This window comes from Aquabacterium sp. (genome assembly GCF_049317225.1).
In the GTDB taxonomy this organism is placed as follows: Bacteria; Pseudomonadota; Gammaproteobacteria; order Burkholderiales; family Burkholderiaceae_C; genus Aquabacterium.
Window position 1 is genome coordinate 16,133 of sequence record NZ_JBMOIR010000026.1, and the last position, 16,110, is coordinate 32,242.

Annotated in this window: 14 protein-coding genes; 9 read left to right on the forward strand and 5 right to left on the reverse strand. The window is 61.9% G+C overall.

All coding sequences use genetic code 11. The annotated features are described in order from the left end of the window. Nucleotides 1–76: 76 nt before the first annotated feature. The 7 genes from ACOYNB_RS13195 (at nucleotide 77) to ACOYNB_RS13225 (ending at nucleotide 8,573) form a co-directional block, all read left to right on the forward strand. On the forward strand, nucleotides 77–1,708 hold the full coding sequence (locus ACOYNB_RS13195) for a 3-(methylthio)propionyl-CoA ligase (protein WP_422839481.1): 1,632 nt from the start codon (nucleotides 77–79) through the stop codon (nucleotides 1,706–1,708). 212 nt (nucleotides 1,709–1,920) lie between these two features. After that, nucleotides 1,921–4,017, forward strand: coding sequence for a 3-hydroxyacyl-CoA dehydrogenase NAD-binding domain-containing protein (locus ACOYNB_RS13200; RefSeq protein ID WP_422839482.1), 2,097 nt, complete (start codon nucleotides 1,921–1,923; stop codon nucleotides 4,015–4,017). Between the two features lie 115 nt (nucleotides 4,018–4,132). After that, nucleotides 4,133–6,010, forward strand: coding sequence for an acyl-CoA dehydrogenase (locus ACOYNB_RS13205; RefSeq protein WP_422839483.1), 1,878 nt, complete (start codon nucleotides 4,133–4,135; stop codon nucleotides 6,008–6,010). A gap of 18 nt (nucleotides 6,011–6,028) precedes the next feature. Then, complete coding sequence (locus ACOYNB_RS13210) at nucleotides 6,029–6,310, forward strand: Dabb family protein (protein WP_422839484.1); 282 nt, start codon at nucleotides 6,029–6,031, stop codon at nucleotides 6,308–6,310. Between the two features lie 12 nt (nucleotides 6,311–6,322). Further along, nucleotides 6,323–7,120, forward strand: a complete 798-nt coding sequence (locus ACOYNB_RS13215) for an SDR family oxidoreductase (protein ID WP_422839485.1) — start codon at nucleotides 6,323–6,325, stop codon at nucleotides 7,118–7,120. A 14-nt stretch (nucleotides 7,121–7,134) separates the two neighbouring features. Beyond that, nucleotides 7,135–7,599: a PaaI family thioesterase gene (locus tag ACOYNB_RS13220; protein WP_422839486.1), complete on the forward strand. Its 465-nt coding sequence runs from the start codon at nucleotides 7,135–7,137 to the stop codon at nucleotides 7,597–7,599. A gap of 50 nt (nucleotides 7,600–7,649) precedes the next feature. Then, a complete protein-coding gene (locus tag ACOYNB_RS13225; protein WP_374259151.1) occupies nucleotides 7,650–8,573 on the forward strand; it encodes an SDR family oxidoreductase in 924 nt (307 codons plus the stop codon). A gap of 9 nt (nucleotides 8,574–8,582) precedes the next feature. On the opposite strand, the gene rapZ is transcribed toward ACOYNB_RS13225, so the two are convergent. Genes rapZ through ACOYNB_RS13240 form a run of 3 tightly spaced genes read right to left on the reverse strand, consistent with a single transcriptional unit; the run spans nucleotide 8,583 to nucleotide 12,125 of the window. Beyond that, nucleotides 8,583–9,479 carry an RNase adapter RapZ gene (gene rapZ, locus ACOYNB_RS13230; protein WP_422839487.1) on the reverse strand — a complete coding sequence of 299 codons (897 nt, stop codon included), beginning with the start codon at nucleotides 9,477–9,479 and terminating at the stop codon, nucleotides 8,583–8,585. Beyond that, on the reverse strand, nucleotides 9,476–11,218 hold the full coding sequence (gene recN, locus ACOYNB_RS13235) for a DNA repair protein RecN (RefSeq protein ID WP_422839488.1): 1,743 nt from the start codon (nucleotides 11,216–11,218) through the stop codon (nucleotides 9,476–9,478). The genes rapZ and recN overlap by 4 nt, the downstream gene beginning before the upstream one ends. Nucleotides 11,219–11,222: 4 nt before the next feature. Next, a complete protein-coding gene (locus ACOYNB_RS13240) occupies nucleotides 11,223–12,125 on the reverse strand; it encodes an NAD kinase (RefSeq protein ID WP_422839489.1) in 903 nt (300 codons plus the stop codon). Nucleotides 12,126–12,221: 96 nt separating this feature from the next. Here ACOYNB_RS13240 and hrcA point away from each other — a divergent pair, with 96 nt between their 5' ends. Beyond that, nucleotides 12,222–13,241 (forward strand): heat-inducible transcriptional repressor HrcA, encoded by a 1,020-nt coding sequence (gene hrcA, locus ACOYNB_RS13245; protein WP_422839490.1) that lies wholly within the window; start codon nucleotides 12,222–12,224, stop codon nucleotides 13,239–13,241. Here the strand turns inward: hrcA and ACOYNB_RS13250 are convergent. Continuing rightward, nucleotides 13,232–14,290: an ATP-binding protein gene (locus ACOYNB_RS13250; RefSeq protein ID WP_422839491.1), complete on the reverse strand. Its 1,059-nt coding sequence runs from the start codon at nucleotides 14,288–14,290 to the stop codon at nucleotides 13,232–13,234. The two genes, hrcA and ACOYNB_RS13250, sit on opposite strands and share 10 nt — an antisense overlap. Then, nucleotides 14,278–15,021 carry a response regulator gene (locus ACOYNB_RS13255; protein ID WP_422839492.1) on the reverse strand — a complete coding sequence of 248 codons (744 nt, stop codon included), beginning with the start codon at nucleotides 15,019–15,021 and terminating at the stop codon, nucleotides 14,278–14,280. The genes ACOYNB_RS13250 and ACOYNB_RS13255 overlap by 13 nt, the downstream gene beginning before the upstream one ends. A 178-nt stretch (nucleotides 15,022–15,199) precedes the next feature. On the opposite strand from ACOYNB_RS13255, the gene ACOYNB_RS13260 reads away from it, so the two are divergent. After that, entirely contained in the window at nucleotides 15,200–15,970 is a 771-nt protein-coding gene (locus tag ACOYNB_RS13260) for a hypothetical protein (protein WP_422839493.1), read from the forward strand. Nucleotides 15,971–16,110 lie beyond the last annotated feature (140 nt).

Sequence of the window (16,110 nt, forward strand, 5' to 3'; positions counted from 1 at the left end):
AAAGATGAATTGTCAAAAGAGGTGCCTTCTGGAAGGGGCCTCGGATCAATGTCGAGCGTGATTGCCGGAGGTTGTTATGAGCCTGATGGGCCAGATGATGCAAATGCCCTTGTTGATTTCGTCGCTGCTGACACACGCAGCGCGTCACAACGGGGATACCGAGATCGTGTCCAAGCGTGTGGAAGGCGACATCCACCGCACGACGTGGGGTGAAGTCGAGCTGCGCTCGCGCAAGTTGGCACAAGCCTTGGCCCGTTTGGGCTGTGAGCCGGGCGACCGCGTGGGCACCCTGGCGTGGAACGGCTATCGCCACCTGGAGATCTATTACGGGGTCTCGGGCTCTGGTCTGGTGTGCCACACCATCAATCCCCGCCTGTTCCCGCAGCAGGTAGCCTGGATCATCAATGACGCGCAGGACAAGGTCATCTTTGTGGACCTGAACATCTTCCCGTTGGTGGAGAAGCTGGTTCCCAACCTGCCTTGCGTGAAGCACGTGGTGCTGATGTGCGGCCGCGATGACATGCCGCGCGACCACTCGCTGCCGCATCTGCATTGCTACGAGGAGTTGGTAGAAGCCGAGAGTGGCCAATACGAATGGCCGACTTTTGATGAAAACACGGCTGCCAGCATTTGCTACACCTCGGGTACGACGGGCAACCCCAAGGGGGCGGTCTACTCTCATCGTTCCAGCGTGTTGCACGCGTTTGCATCGGCCTTGCCGGATGCCATGTGCATCAAAGCCACCGACGTCATCCTGCCCGTGGTGCCCATGTTCCACGTCAATGCCTGGGGCATTCCTTACTCGACCGCGCTGGTGGGTTGCAAGCTGGTGATGCCGGGGCACCACCTGGATGGCGCCTCGTTGTACGAACTGTTCGAGAGCGAGAAGGTCACCATGAGTGCGGGCGTGCCCACCATCTGGCTGGGTCTGCTCAACCATGTCAAGGCCAACGGCTTGAAGTTCAGCACCTTCAAGACGACGGTGATTGGTGGCTCGGCCTGCCCGCCGTCCATGATCCGTACCTTCGAGAACGACTACGGCGTGGAAGTGGTGCACGCTTGGGGCATGACCGAGTTGTCGCCCATCGGGACGCTGGGACGCCTCAAGAGCAAGCACTCGCACCTGCCGGCCGAAGAGAAGCAGAAGATCCTCGAAAAGCAAGGCAAGTCGGTGTTTGGGATCGACATGCGCATCGTGGATGGCGAAGGCAATCCGCAACCCTGGAACGGTGTGGCCACGGGCGATCTGGAAGTGCGCGGTCACTGGGTGATCAGCAACTACTTCAACATTGACAAGTCGCCGCTGCATGACGGCTGGTTCCCCACTGGGGACGTGGCCACCATCGATGCCGATGGCTACATGCAGATCACCGACCGTTCGAAGGACGTGATCAAGTCTGGTGGCGAGTGGATCAGCTCCATCGAACTGGAAAACGTGCTGATGGCCCACCCCGCCGTGCACGAAGCGGCGGCCATTGCGGCCCACCATCCGAAGTGGGACGAGCGTCCGATGATGGTGGTGGTGGTGAAGCCCGGCGCCGAGGTGACCCGCGAAGAGTTGCTGGCCTTCTACAAGGGCAAGATCCCCACGTGGCAGACGCCGGATGACGTGGTGTTTGTGGACGAGTTGCCGCACACCGCGACCGGCAAGCTCTACAAGCTGAAGCTGCGTGAGATGTTCAAGGATCACAAGCTGCCAACCGCTTGATGAGCCGAACAGGAAAGGGCACCAGAGGGTGCCCTTTTTCACTTTGTTGGCACCTGAACGCTTGACGCAACGATGCACTTTGTGACAATCTCGGCTATTCTTACAAGACTTCTTGTCAGAATTGAAATTCAGGCAAGGCAAGCGCTTTCTGGGCGGGGCTCCACAAAGGCCGCGCACCGGGATTCCCTGTGAACGTTGTACCGAGACCGCTTATGAGCACCTCCTACCAAGTGGCTGACGGCGTGGCCGTCATCTCCCTGACCAATCCTCCCGTCAATGGCCTGGGTCTGAGCACCCGTGCTGGCATCGTGGACGGCGTGAACCAGGCCAATGCCGACGACAGCGTCAAAGCCATCGTCATCATCGGTTCGGGCAAGGTGTTCTGTGGTGGTGCCGACATCCGTGAGTTCGGTACCCCTGCAGCGTTTGCCACGCCAGGCCTGCACCTGACCATCGAAACGATCGAAAAGAGCAGCAAGCCTGTGATCGCGGCCGTGCATGGCGTGGTGATGGGGGGTGGCCTGGAGCTGGCGCTGGGCTGTCACTACCGTGTGATGACCTCGGGCGTGCAGGTGGCGCTGCCTGAAGTGAACATCGGCCTGATCCCCGGCGGTGGAGGCACCCAGCGTTTGCCGCGCGTCTTGCCGGTCGAGTTGTGCCTGCAAATGGTGACCACGGGCATGTCCGTGCCGAGCGACAAGCTGGCCAAGGTGCCCGGCCAACAACTGATCGCCAAGATGATCGACGGCGATTTGCTGGCGGGTGCCAAGGCCTTTGCCCTGGAAGTGGCCGATGTGCGCCCCATGCCTTTGGTGCGCCATCTGGCCGTGCCGGCTGTGGCGGATGCTGAGTTGTTCAACAAGGCCCGTGCCGACATGGCCAAGGCTCGCCGTGGTCTGGTCTCTCCCCAACGTTGCATTGACGCGGTGGAAATCGCTGCACAGACGCCTGACATCGATGTGGGTATCCAGAAAGAGCTGGACATCTTCAAGGTCATCATGGTCGGGCCACAGGCCAAGGCCATGCAGCACGCTTTCTTTGGTGAGCGCGCCGCCAGCAAGATCCCCGATGTGCCCGACAACACGCCGGTGCGCGACGTCAAGAATGTGGCGGTCATTGGCGCTGGCACCATGGGCGGCGGCATCACCATGTGCTTCCTCAACGCCGGCATCCCCGTGACCCTGCTGGAAATGAAGCAAGAAGCCATTGACCGTGGCGTCGGCATCATCCGCAAGAATTACGAAGCTCAAGTGGCCAAGGGCAAGCTGGCCCAAGAGAAGTACGAGCAGCGCATGAGCCTGCTCAAGACCTCGCTGAGCTACGACGACATCGCCCAGGCCGACATGGTCATCGAGGCCGTGTTTGAAAACATGGGCGTCAAGTCCGAAGTGTTTGCGAAGCTGGACGCCGTGATGAAGCAGGGCGCCATCCTGGCTTCCAACACCTCGACGTTGGACGTGGACAAGATTGCCGAAGTGACCTCCCGCCCCGGTGATGTGGTGGGTCTGCACTTCTTCAGCCCGGCCAACGTGATGCGCCTGCTGGAAGTGGTGCGCAGCAAGCACACGGCCAAGGATGTGATGGCCACCGTCATGCAGGTCGCCAAGAAGATCAAGAAGGTCGCGGTGGTGTCCGGCGTGTGCGATGGCTTCATCGGCAACCGCATGTTCGAACAGTACACCCGTCAGGCCTTCTTCCTGGTGCAGGAAGGCGCCACCGTTCAGCAAGTGGACAAGGCGGCGGAAGCCTTCGGCTTTGCCATGGGTCCCTTCCGCGTGGGTGACTTGGCTGGCAACGACATTGGCTACGCCATCCGTCAGCGCCGCTCGATCGAGAAGCCCGATGTCGTCTACAGCAAGGTGGGCGACGCCGTGTGCGAACTCGGCCGTTATGGTCAGAAGGTGGGCAAGGGCTGGTACGACTACGAAGCCGGCAAGCGCGAGCCCGTCCCTTCTGCCGAAGTGCAAGCCGCCATCGACCAGGTGCGTGCCGACCAGGGCATCACGGCCCGTGCCATCAGCGATGAAGAGATCGTTGACCGTCTGGTGCTGTCCATGGTCAACGAAGGTGCCCTGATTCTGGAAGAGGGCATTGCCAACAAGGCTTCCGACATCGACATGGTCTACCTGACGGGCTACGGTTTCCCTCTGGCCTGGGGCGGCCCCATGCTGTATGCCGACCTGATGGGCCTGTCCAAGGTGGTCGAGAAGATGACGCATTTCGCTGCCAATCCTCACGACGATCAGGCCTTCTGGACGCCCGCGCCGTTGCTGGTCAAGCTGGCTGATGCAGGCAAGACCTTCAATTGATGCCGAGATGAACGTGATCGCCTGATCACTCGCGAACAAGCCCAGTCTGGCCCATTGCCTGGCTGGGCTTCTTTTTGCCCTGAACGTTGCCGCGGCAGTGCCGCATCGCTGAAACATGACTCAACGCGCCACACTCGATTTCCTGCTTTACGACTGGTTGAAGGCCGATGCCTTGTGCCAGCGCTCACGCCATGCCGAACACAGCCGCGAGACGTTTGATGCGGTATTGGACCTCGGAGAGAAGATCGCCGCAGAGCAGTTCGCGCCGTTCAATCGTTTGACCGATGTGCAAGAGCCAGAGTTCGATGGGGAGCGTGTTCACCTGCCCGCAGAGACGCCCAAGGCGCTGCAAGCCTTCATCGCTTCGGGACTGATTGCCGGTGCGCAGGATGCTGAGGTCGGCGGCATGCAGTTGCCCACGGTGGTCGAGATGGCCGCCATGAGCTTCTTCTTCAAGGCGAGCGTGTCGCTGGCGGGTTATCCCATGCTGACACGCGGCAATGCCAACACCATCCTGGCTCACGGCACACCCAAGCAGATCGATGTGTTTGCCAAGCCCAGCTTTGAAGGTCGGACCTTTGGCACGATGTGCCTGAGCGAACCTCAAGCCGGCTCCAGCTTGTCTGACATCGCCACGAAGGCGGTGCCCGATACCGCCAGCGAAGCGCACGGTGCGACCCCGTGGCAGCAAGATCCCTTGGGTCCACGCTTTCGCCTCAAGGGCAACAAGATGTGGATCTCGGGCGGTGAGCATGAAATGGGCGACAACATCGTCCACCTGGTGCTGGCCAAGATTCCTGGTGAGGACGGCAAGACCATTCCTGGCGTGAAGGGCATCTCGCTGTTCATCGTGCCGCGCAAGCTCGTCGAGGCCGATGGCACCATCACTCCGCAACGCAATGACGTGTCTCTGGCTGGGCTCAATCACAAGTGTGGCTACCGCGGTACCGTCAACACCTTGCTGAACTTTGGAGAAGGCAAGTTCCCGGTTCATGGTCAAGCGGGTGCGGTCGGCTACCTGATCGGCAAGCCGGGTGAAGGCCTCAAGTGCATGTTCACTTTGATGAACGAAGCGCGTATTGGTGTGGGTCTGGGTGCCACGATGCTGGGCTACGCCGGGTTTGAGGCGTCGCTGGCTTATGCCAAGGATCGCCCGCAAGGCCGCCCCATGACCGCCGCAGGCAAAGACGCTGCGAGCCCCCAGATCCCGATCATTCACCACACCGATGTCAAGCGCATGCTGATGATGCAAAAGGCCGTGGCCGAAGGCGGCTTGGCACTGGCCATGCTGTGCGCCCAACTGGTGGACGACGAACAAACCGGGTCCGAGGCAGAAGCCGAGAAGGCGCGGTTGCTGCTGGAGTTGCTGACCCCGATCGCCAAGAGCTGGCCCAGCGAGTGGGCTCTGGAAGCGAACAGCCAGGCCATTCAGGTGCTGGGCGGTGCTGGTTATACCCGTGACTTCCCGGTTGAGCAGTACTGGCGTGACAACCGCCTCAACATGATTCACGAAGGCACCCACGGCATCCAGGGGATGGACCTGCTGGGGCGCAAGGTCATCATGAACGGGGGCAAAGCGCTGGCCGTGCTGGCCGAGCGCATCAGCGAAACCATTCAAAAGGCGGGGCAGGCCGAAGGGCTGGCCCTGCATGCCAACGCTTTGGCGGGTGCCCTGCAAAAGGTGGGCGCCACCACCAAGGCGGCCTGGAGCACCGCACAGCCTGAAGAGGCGCTGGCGAATGCCACCTTGTACTTGCAAGCCTTTGGTCACACCGTGCTGGCGTGGATCTGGCTGGAGCTGGCGCTGGCCGCCAAGGCTGCCCAAGCCGAAGGTCAGTGGGACAAGAGCCCGCTGGGTGACGGTTTCCTCAAGGGCAAGCTGGCCGCTGCAGACTATTTCTTTGGCTATGAATTACCCAAGATCGACGCTTGGCTGACCGTGGTGGCGCGCCGGGATTTGACCTGTGCACGCGTGGAAGCCGACTGGTTCTGAGGCAGAAAGACCGCTGACATGATCAAACACATCGTGATGTTCTCGCTCAAGGACCCTGCCAACGCGCCCAAGGTCAAAGCCTTGCTGGACAGCTGCAAAGACCTGGTGGCGGGCATGCATGAATTCGAGGTTGGCATCCGCACCGAGGGTATGGAAGCCAATGCCGACGTGGTGCTGGTGTCCACCTTTGTGGACAAGGCAGCGCTGGATGCCTATCAGCCTCACCCGCACCATCAGGCCGTGGTGGCGCAGATCCGTGAGATGGCCGCAAGCCGTCATGTGCTGGACTACCACTGCTGATTCGGATCTGACATGACGGAGATTCGTACAGTTCAACAGCTCTTTGATCTGCAAGGCAAGACCGCTCTGATCACGGGTGGTTCGCGCGGTTTGGGTCTGCAAATGGCGCAAGCGCTGGGCGAGGCCGGCGCCAAGGTGGTCATCAGTTCGCGCAAGGCTGCAGACCTTGAGGAGGCCGTGATGGCGCTGCAGGATCGCGGCATCGACGCCCGCTGGATTGCTGCCGATGCGGGCAAACCGGAGGACATCCAGCGTCTGGTTCAAGAGACCCTTGAGCGTGTGGGCGACATCGACATCCTCGTGAACAACGCGGGCGCCACATGGGGCGCACCTGCCCAGGACTATCCGCTTGAGGCCTGGGACAAGGTCATGGATCTCAACATCCGTGGCTATTTCCTGCTGTCACAAGCAGTGGCCAAGGCCAGCATGATTCCCCGCAAGCAAGGCCGCATCATCAACGTGTCGTCGATTGCTGGGTTGGGCGGCAATCCGCCTTTCATGCAAACCATTGCCTACAACACCAGCAAGGGGGCGGTGATCAACTTCACCCGCGCCTTGGCCGCTGAGTGGGGGCACCTGGGGATCCGCGTCAATGCGATCGCCCCCGGTTTTTTCCCGAGCAAGATGACCGCCGGGACCATTGCTGCCGTAGGCGAAGACAAGATGGCGGCGCAAGCACCCTTGTTGCGACTGGGCGATGACGAAGACCTCAAAGGCGCGACCTTGTTGTTTGCATCGGAGGCGGGCAAACACATCACCGGCCAGGTGCTGGCGGTGGACGGTGGGCTGAGTGCCGTCACCGGCGGTTGAGGCAGCACACGATCATGGCCATTCCGTTTCCCATCGTCAGCCCGTTTGTCGAGCAGTTGGGGTGTGAACTCCAGCGTTGCGATGGCGGGGTGGCTGAGATCACGCTGGCGCTGGGGCCCGCGCACGCGAATGCGTTCGGTGTGGCGCATGGCGGCATCGTCATGACCTTGCTGGACGTGGCCATGGCGCACGCTGCCCGCAGTCTGCGGCCAGAGGCTTTGGGGCAGGCGTTAGGCATTGTGACCATCGAGATGAAGACGACCTTCATGCGCCCCGGGCAAGGCCTGTTGCGGGCCACGGGGCAGGTGATGCACAGCACCGCCTCGATGGCTTTTTGTGAGGGCAAGGTGGTGGACGAAAAAGGGCAGTTATGTGCCCATGCCACCGCCTCATTCAAGTACATGCGAGCGATGCCGGTCACCGGCCGACAGGCGCTGGCACAAGGGGGCGCTCTGTTGAGCGGCCCCGGTTCCGATTGATGTTCTGGGTGTGACGCTGAGGCACATCGTTTATTGGAGAGGAAATTGACATGTCTTTGAATCTGCAACCCGGCCAAACGGCCGTCATCACGGGTGCTGGTAGCGGCTTTGGTCTTGAGTTGGCCCGCCTGGGTGCCAAGAAGGGGTTGAACCTCGTGCTGACCGATGTTCAGCAAGATGCGCTGGACGCCGCGGTGGCCGAGCTGACCGCCGCAGGTGCCAAGGTCGCAGCTTTGCGTGGCGACGTATCGCGCGCGGAAGACGTGCAAGCCCTGGCGGACTTGTGCAAAGAGCGCTTTGGCGCACCCCACATCGTGGTCAACAACGCGGGTGTGGCCCATGGCGGTCTGATCTGGGAAGCCTCTCAGCGTGACTGGGAATGGGTGCTGGGCGTGAACCTGTTTGGTGTCATCCACGGCGTGCGCATCTTCACGCCCATGATGCTGGCTGCGGCCCGCAAGGACCCTTCCTACCAAGGCCACATCGTGAACGTGGCCTCGATGGCCGGTTTGCTGAATTCGCCCAACCTGGGTGCTTACAACGTCAGCAAACACGCGGTGGTCAGCCTGTCCGAGACCCTGTATCAGGACTTGGCGCTGGTGAGCGACCAGGTGCACGCGTCGGTGCTGTGCCCGTACTTCGTGCCCACCGGCATCCACCAGTCCTACCGTAACCGCCCGGCCGAACTGCGCAGCGATGCCAAGCCAACCGCCAGCCAGATGATTGCGCATGCCATGAGCTCCAAGGCCGTGACGTCAGGCAAGGTGACGGCAGCCGATACCGCCGAACTGGTGTACGACGGCATCGAAGCGGGCAAGTTCTACATCTATACCCACCCACAGGCTCTGGCCATGGTGCAGACCCGTCTGGAAGACGTGGTGCAAGGGCGCAACCCCACCGATCCGTTCTCTGACAAACCCGAGATCGGTCAGCAACTCAAGCAGGCCTTGCAACAGGCCCTGGCTCAAGGCTGATGTTGTGGGTCAGCGGGCGTCTTGTTCCCGGTGACGGGCCAAGACGACCCCGCGTGGGGCAAAGCGCTTGAAGAGTTGCTCCACGCAATACACCGATCGGTGCTGGCCGCCTGTGCAGCCCAGCGCCACGGTGACGTAACTGCGCTGATCGCCTTCCAGTGCGGGCAGCCAGCGCAGCAAGAAAGCCTCGATCTGCGACAGCAGTTCTGCCGATTCGGGTTGCGCATCCAGGTAGTCGATGACGGGCTGGTCACGGCCTGTCAGCGGCTTGAGCTCCTTCAGGTAGAAGGGGTTGGGCAGCATCCGCACATCGAACACAAAGTCGGCGTCCATGGGCACGCCGTGCTTGTACGCGAACGACTCGAACACCAGCGTCAGTCGGGCTGGCGCCGCCTGCACGATGTTGCGCACCCACATCCGCAGTTGAGCCGGACGCAACAGGGTGGTGTCAATGACGGTCGACAGCTCCCGCAAGGGCTCCAGCAACTCGCGCTCTTGATTGATGGCATCCACCAGGGCCTGCTCGCTCGACGTTTCACCGTCAGGCACCGAGGCCGTTTGGCGGGTCGACAGCGGGTGAGGGCGCCGCGTTTCTGAAAAGCGGCGAACCAGTGCATCGGTGCTCGCATCCAGAAACACAGAACGCACCTTGTGTCCGCCTTGCTTGAGGGCGTCCAACACGGGCATCAGTTGCGGCAGCGAATGCACGCTGCGCACGTCCACCGATACGGCCACACGGCGCTGTAGACCCGGGGGACGCTGGCGCTCCAGCTCGATCATGCCGGGCAGCAGTTCGGGGGGCAGGTTGTCGACACAGAAATAGCCGGCATCTTCCAGCGCGTTGAGCGCCACCGATTTGCCAGAGCCTGATATGCCAGTCAGCAAGACGATGTCCAGCGCATTCATGCGGCCACATCCTTTCGGCGTCGAGTCGGTTTGGTGTCAACGGGGGGCATGGCCTCATCCAGCTGACGGGCCGTGTCCAGCATGGCCACGGCGTGGGCACGGCTGGTGTCCGTGATGGCGCCGCCCAGCATGCGGGCCACTTCGTGAACCCGGTCTGCATCGCTCACTGGGCGGATGTCACTGGTGGTATGGCCATATTGCAAGGTTTTCGCCACCACCAGATGCTGGTGGGCAGAGGCGGCCACTTGGGCCAGGTGCGTCACGGCCATGACCTGCCGGTCACGCCCCAGTCGACGCATGAGCTGGCCCACGGTGTCCGCCACCGCACCGCCCACACCCGAGTCAATTTCGTCAAAGATCAGGGTGCCCACTTGGCTGCGCTCATCGCTGCGTTGCGAGGTGGTGACCGCGATGGCCAGGGCCAGACGCGAGAGCTCGCCGCCGGAGGCCACTTTGCCAATCGGACGAGGGGTGCTGCCAGCATGGCCAGCGACCAAAAACTCCACCGATTCCAGCCCATAGGCTTGTGGCTCGTCTTGCGGCGTCAGGGCCACCTCAAACCGGCCGCCAGACATCCCCAGGCTCTGCATGGCCTCGGTCACGGACCGCGCCATCACCGGCGCCACGGTGGCGCGTTGCATGGACACGGTCTTGGCGACTTCCAGCCAGGCCTTGTGGGCACGCTGTGCGTCTTTTTCCAGTGCATCGAGGTCGCTGGCCGCATCCAGTTCGGTCAACTCGTCACGCCAGCCTTGCAGCAGTTCGGGCAGCTCCTGAGGCTGGCGACGATAGCGTCGTGCCAGGCTCATCCAGGCCGACATGCGGCTGTCGAGCTCGCTCAGACGGTCTGGGTCCAGTTCCGTGTGGTGCAAGGCACTGTTGAGGCTCCGTGCGGCCTCTTGCAACTGGGCTTGGGCTTCTCGCAGCACCTGCAAGGCGTCGCCCAGATGCGGCTCGACCGAGGCGACCTCTTCCAGCGCATCGATCGCGCGAGAGGTGAGGCTGTCTGCGTTGTCATCCGCTTCCGACACCGCATCCAGCGCCAGGCGTGCGGCGTCCAGAATGGCCTGACCGTGGCTCAGGCGGGCGTGTTCGGTGTTGAGTGCGTCCCACTCGTCGGCGAGGGGGCTGAGCTTGTCGAGTTCGCCGATTTGCCACTGCAGGCGCTCGCGTTCGCGCTCCAGGCCGGCTTGTTTGCTACGGGCGTCTTCCAGGCGGCGGGCGGCATCGCGTCGCTCGATCCAGGCTTGTTGCAGCGCGGCATGATCCACGCCAGCCTGAGCGTCGACCAAGGCCCGCACCGCGTCCGCACGGGTGAGGCTTTGCCACGCATGTTGGCCGTGGATGTCGACCAGGTGTTCGCCCAGTTCACGCAGTTGCGTGACGGTGGCGGGCGAGCCATTGATCCAGGCGCGGCTCTTGCCCTGGCTGTCGACCACGCGGCGCAGCAACAGCGGCGCGCCGGGTTCGAGGTTGTCAAAGCCGGCTTCTTCCAGCCATGGCGCCAGGACGCTCGCCAGTTCGGGCGCGGGTTCGAACTCGGCGGTGATGTCGGCGCGGGCAGCGCCTTCGCGCACCACGCCGGCATCGCCCCGGCTGCCCAGCGCCAGTTGCAGGGCGTCGATCAGGATCGACTTGCCCGCGCCGGTTTCGCCAGTGAGAGCCGTGAAGCCGCGGCCCAAGTCCACTTCCAGGTTCGTCACGATGACGAAGTCACGCAGGGTCAGACGCCGCAGCATGGGATCAACTCACTCCTTCATTCCAGCGCAACTTGCGGCGCAGGGTGGCGTAGTAGTTCCAGCCCTCGGGGTGCAGGAAGCGCACCTTGTGGGCCGATCGGCGAATCGTCACGCGATCGCCGTGCAAGAGGCTGGCCAGACTTTGCATGTCGAAGTTCATGCTGGCGTCGCGGCCGGCCACGATTTCAATGGTGATCGTCACGTCGTCGGACACCACCAGCGGGCGGTTCGACAAGGTGTGCGACGCAATGGGCACCATCACCCAGCCGCCCAGACTCGGATGCATGATGGGGCCGCCTGCCGACATGGCATACGCCGTCGAACCCGTGGGGGACGACACGATCAGACCGTCGGCACGGTAGTTGGTGACGAACTGCCCGTCGATTTCGGCGCGCAACTCGATCATGCTGGCGGTGGCGCCGCGGCTCACCACCACTTCGTTGATGGCGTAGCCTTCGTAAATGGTTTCGCAGGTGTCACCGTCAATGGGGCGCAGCACGGCGCCTTCCAGCATGGCGCGGCACTCTTCCTCATACTGCCCCTTGAGCATCAGGGGCAGGATGGTGTTGATGTCCTTGAGCGGGATGTCGGTGATGAAGCCCAGGCGGCCCTGGTTGATCCCGATGAGGGGGATGTCAAATGGGGCCAACTCCCGTGCGATGGCCAGCATGGTCCCGTCTCCCCCCAGCACCACGGCCACGTCGCAATGCTTGCCGATCTCCTTGATCGACAAGGCGGGGTATTCCGTCATGCCGGTGTTCTGCGCCGTTTCTTCTTCCAGCGAGACATCCACACCGGCGCGGGCCAGAATGTGGGCCACGTCTTCCAGGATAGGGCGGATGCCGCGAGCCTGGTATTTACCAACCAGGGCGGCATGGCGAAAGCGGCAGGTCGAGTGGGAGGGCATGCGGCGAATTACACCACAGTGACTGTGTCAAATTAGGTCAATCCCCGCTGACAAAGGGGCGCCATGTACCTTGCCTGAATCTAGAATGGAAAAGCCATGCTGGATGACCGTGCCAAGATCCTCTTGAAAGCGCTGGTAGAGCGCTACATCGCCGACGGGCAGCCCGTCGGGTCGCGCACGTTGTCGCGCGCGTCGGGACTCGACCTCTCGGCGGCCACCATCCGCAATGTGATGGCTGATCTGGAAGAGCTCGGCCTGATCGTCAGTCCGCACACTTCGGCGGGGCGTGTCCCCACGCCCAAGGGTTATCGTCTGTTCGTGGACACGATGTTGACGGCCCGGCCCCAGGGCTTGGGTGAACTGGCCCAAGAAGCGCGCGAGCACTTGCAGCCAGACCAACCTCAGCGCGTGATTGCCAGTGCGGCGCACATGTTGTCGAGCCTGTCCCAGTTTGTGGGGGTGGTGACGGCACCGCGCAAAGCCAGCGTCTTCCGGCACATCGAGTTCTTGCGCCTGGGGGACAAGCGGGTGCTGGTGATCCTGGTGTCGCCCGACGGCGATGTGCAAAATCGCGTCATCTTCACCCCGCAGGACTTCACGCAGAGCCAGCTGATCGAGGCCAGCAACCTCATCAACAGTCATTACTCTGGCCTGACGTTGGACGAAATGCGCGCCCGCCTGAAGCTGGAGGTGGATCAGCTGCGCAGCGATTTGGCGCAACTCATGCAGGCTGCCGTTCAGGCTGGCGACGAAGCGCAAGCCGAACGCAGCGAACAACTGGTGCTGGCCGGTGAGCGAAACTTGCTGACCGTGGAAGACTTTTCCAGCGACCTGGGGTCTTTGCGCCGCATGTTTGACCTGTTCGAGCAGAAGACGCAGCTGATGCGCTTGCTCGATGGTTCCAGCCGCGCCGATGGCGTGCGCATCTACATTGGGGGGGAAAGCCAGATCGTTCCGTTTGAGGAACTGTCGGTGGTCTCGGCCCCTTACGAAATCAACGGGCAAGTGGTCGGTACGCTGGGCGTGATTGGCCCCACCCGCATGGCCTACGACCGCATGATCGAGATCGTGGACATCACGTCTCGTTTGGTGTCCAACGCGCTGAGTCAGCCTTGAGGCAACGGCGGGTGGCGCGGTAGCGTCAACTGGGCCATCAGCCCCCCGTCGGCCGCATTGGATAAGGACAGTTCCCCTTGGTGGTGTTGGGCAATGTCCTTGGCGATGGCCAGCCCCAAGCCTGTTCCACCGGTGTGCTTGTTGCGTGAGGTGTCGAGGCGGTAAAACGGCTGGAGCACGTTTCCAAGCTCGATGTCAGGGATGCCGGGACCGTGGTCTCGCACCGTGATGATCACCCGCTCTGGATGGTCGGCCAAGGTGATGTGCGCGGTCTGGCCGTAACGGACGGCGTTATCCACCAGATTCACCAGGCAGCGCTTCAGCGCCGTGGTCTGGGCGTGAATGGGGGCAGCATGTCCTTCACACGTCACGGCTTGTCCGCTCAGCAGTGCATCGTCGGTGATGCTGTGGACCAGCGCTTCCAGATCGAGGGCTTCGAAGGGTTCTGCTGTGGCGGCGCCACGCAAGTAATCCAGGGTCGACGCAATCATGTCGTCCATTTCCTGAATGTCTTGGGTCAGTTGCGCCCGCATATTTGGGCAGTCCAGCAATTCGGCGCGCAGTCTCAAGCGTGTCAGCGGCGTGCGCAAATCATGCGAAACCGCCGCCACAAACCGATCGCGGTCATGGAGTTGCTGGCGGATCTGCGCCTGCATCTGATTGAACACCTGCGTGGCTTCGATGCACTCTTTGGGACCCGCCTCTGGCAAGGGCGGACTGTGGATGTCTTGCCCCAGTCGCTGTGCGGCACAGGCCAGTTGCTTGATCGGTTGAGACAGCCATCGTGCCGCAAACCAACTGGCCACGGCGATGGCGGTCAGGCGGATGCCCACGTCGACCACCAAGCCCAGGGGCAACAGCATGAAGGGGGGCGGTGGTGCGCCGTACGGTGGTGGTGGGAAGGGGCCGGGCTGCGCTGGCGGTGGCGAGGGGCGGAACTCCACCATCATGCTCAGGGCCAGCAAATGGCTGACCAAGGCCGTGAGCAACAGCAACAGCGCCAAGCGACCAAACAAAGTCGATGGCAAAAGCCTTTTCAATGCGCCCATGAGCTTTGTCCCTGCACCAGCTTGGCATCCAGCAGATAACCCTCGCCGCGCACGGTCTTGATCATGTGCGGTGCGCGTGGATCATCTTGCAGTTTATGCCGCAGGCGGGACACCAGCAGATCGATGCTGCGCTCGACTGATTCCATGGCTCGCCCGCGTGCCTGCGCCATCAACTGGTCGCGGGTCAACAGGCGGCGTGGCGCCTTCAAAAAGGTATGGAGCAGTTGATACTCCGCATTGGACAGGGGGACCACCAGCCCATCGGGAGTTGTCAGGCGGCGCTGACTGCGGGACAGCTTCCATCCATCAAAGCATATGAGGTCGGTTCGCGTGACGTCAATGGCATCGTCTTGAGCGGTACCTTTGGTTCGGCGCAAGACCGTGTTGATGCGGGCAACCAGCTCGCGCGGTTCGAACGGCTTGCACATGTAGTCGTCAGCCCCCATTTCCAGGCCAATCACCCGGTCAATGGGAGTGCCACGTGCGGTCAACATCACGATGGGGATGCGCGAATGGCTGCGCAATTCCGTGGCCAGCGTCAGGCCATCTTTGCCAGGCAGTTGCAGATCCAGAACCACCAGATCGATGGGGTGCGTCGAGAGCACCTGCTGCATGGCATCGCCATGGGCAGCAGCATGCGTCTGGAAACCAAATTTGCCCAGGTAATCACACAACAAAGAGGTGATGCCCTCGTCGTCGTCCACAACCAAGATGTGATGCAGGTGTTTCATGGCCAAGCTCCGAGGGCATCTTAGGGATACCCCCTGAGACGTGAGCGATGCAACAAGCCGGGATTCGCCGTGCAATTTGCGCGATGCGTCGCCCCAATGTATCAAGCTCGATACATGCCAGCAATGCTGCTGTGACATTCAACTCAAACAATGAACTCATCGGAGAAAGGAGCAATCCATGAGTTCAATCACTGGAGTCAGCAGTGGCAGCAGTGCCTGGTCTTCAATGGGGGCGATCAGCAGTTCTCGCGCTCAGATGAGGGAAAAGTTGTTTTCCAAGGTGGACAGCGACAGCAGCGGCAGCGTGGATGCCACCGAGTTGCAATCCATGCTGGATGACATCGCCAAGCACACGGGCACGAGCAGCAGTACCAGCGCTGCGGACGCTTTGAAAAGCCTGGACAGCAATGGCGATGGCAGCCTGGATGCGGACGAGCTGCTGGATCAAGGCACGAAGAGTCTGATGCCGGAGCCGCCATCTACCATGGCCTTCGCGCAGGCTCGTTCGGCTGGGGGCATGCAAGGTGCGGGTGGGCCACCCCCGCCGCCACCGTCAGATGACACATCGTCGGATGCCAGCAGCACCAGTTCAACCAGCGCCACGAGCTATGACCCGCTGGACACCAATCAGGACGGAACAGTTTCGGCGGAAGAGCGTGCGGCTGGCGAAGCCAAAAAAGCCATGCAGGCCCTGCTCAAAGCCGTGGATACGGATGGTGACAAGCAGATCAGTGACAGCGAGTTCAGCAAGTTTGAAGACATGCTGTCGGCTGCTGTGCAGGAAGCGGGTTCTACGTCATCCTCTGGCAACAGCAGTTCGACGGACTCGCAGGGCAGTCAGCAGTTCACTTTGACGCAACTGGCCGATTTGGTGATCAAGCAGTACGCCAAGACTGCGACCAATTCGGTCAGCCAAAGCAGCGGGTCGAGCCTGAACGTGACCGCGTAACGACGAGGGCGAAACCCGACAGCCCTGGCTCTACAATGGCAGGCTTGCTTCGTATGAGGCAGCCAAAGGGCCTCTAGCTCATGCTTGGTTAGAGCAGCGGACTCATAATCCGTTGGTGCCGGGTTCGACTCCCGGGGGGC

Excerpts from the sequence above, each read along its gene's own strand:
- ACOYNB_RS13195 (WP_422839481.1), top strand. The coding sequence starts at position 77 with ATGAGCCTGATGGGCCAGATGATGCAAATGCCCTTGTTGATTTCGTCG.
- ACOYNB_RS13200 (WP_422839482.1), top strand. The coding sequence starts at position 1,921 with ATGAGCACCTCCTACCAAGTGGCTGACGGCGTGGCCGTCATCTCCCTG.
- ACOYNB_RS13205 (WP_422839483.1), top strand. The coding sequence starts at position 4,133 with ATGACTCAACGCGCCACACTCGATTTCCTGCTTTACGACTGGTTGAAG.
- ACOYNB_RS13210 (WP_422839484.1), top strand. The coding sequence starts at position 6,029 with ATGATCAAACACATCGTGATGTTCTCGCTCAAGGACCCTGCCAACGCG.
- ACOYNB_RS13215 (WP_422839485.1), top strand. The coding sequence starts at position 6,323 with ATGACGGAGATTCGTACAGTTCAACAGCTCTTTGATCTGCAAGGCAAG.
- ACOYNB_RS13220 (WP_422839486.1), top strand. The coding sequence starts at position 7,135 with ATGGCCATTCCGTTTCCCATCGTCAGCCCGTTTGTCGAGCAGTTGGGG.
- ACOYNB_RS13225 (WP_374259151.1), top strand. The coding sequence starts at position 7,650 with ATGTCTTTGAATCTGCAACCCGGCCAAACGGCCGTCATCACGGGTGCT.
- rapZ (WP_422839487.1), bottom strand. The coding sequence starts at position 9,479 with ATGAATGCGCTGGACATCGTCTTGCTGACTGGCATATCAGGCTCTGGC.
- recN (WP_422839488.1), bottom strand. The coding sequence starts at position 11,218 with ATGCTGCGGCGTCTGACCCTGCGTGACTTCGTCATCGTGACGAACCTG.
- ACOYNB_RS13240 (WP_422839489.1), bottom strand. The coding sequence starts at position 12,125 with ATGCCCTCCCACTCGACCTGCCGCTTTCGCCATGCCGCCCTGGTTGGT.
- hrcA (WP_422839490.1), top strand. The coding sequence starts at position 12,222 with ATGCTGGATGACCGTGCCAAGATCCTCTTGAAAGCGCTGGTAGAGCGC.
- ACOYNB_RS13250 (WP_422839491.1), bottom strand. The coding sequence starts at position 14,290 with ATGGGCGCATTGAAAAGGCTTTTGCCATCGACTTTGTTTGGTCGCTTG.
- ACOYNB_RS13255 (WP_422839492.1), bottom strand. The coding sequence starts at position 15,021 with ATGAAACACCTGCATCACATCTTGGTTGTGGACGACGACGAGGGCATC.
- ACOYNB_RS13260 (WP_422839493.1), top strand. The coding sequence starts at position 15,200 with ATGAGTTCAATCACTGGAGTCAGCAGTGGCAGCAGTGCCTGGTCTTCA.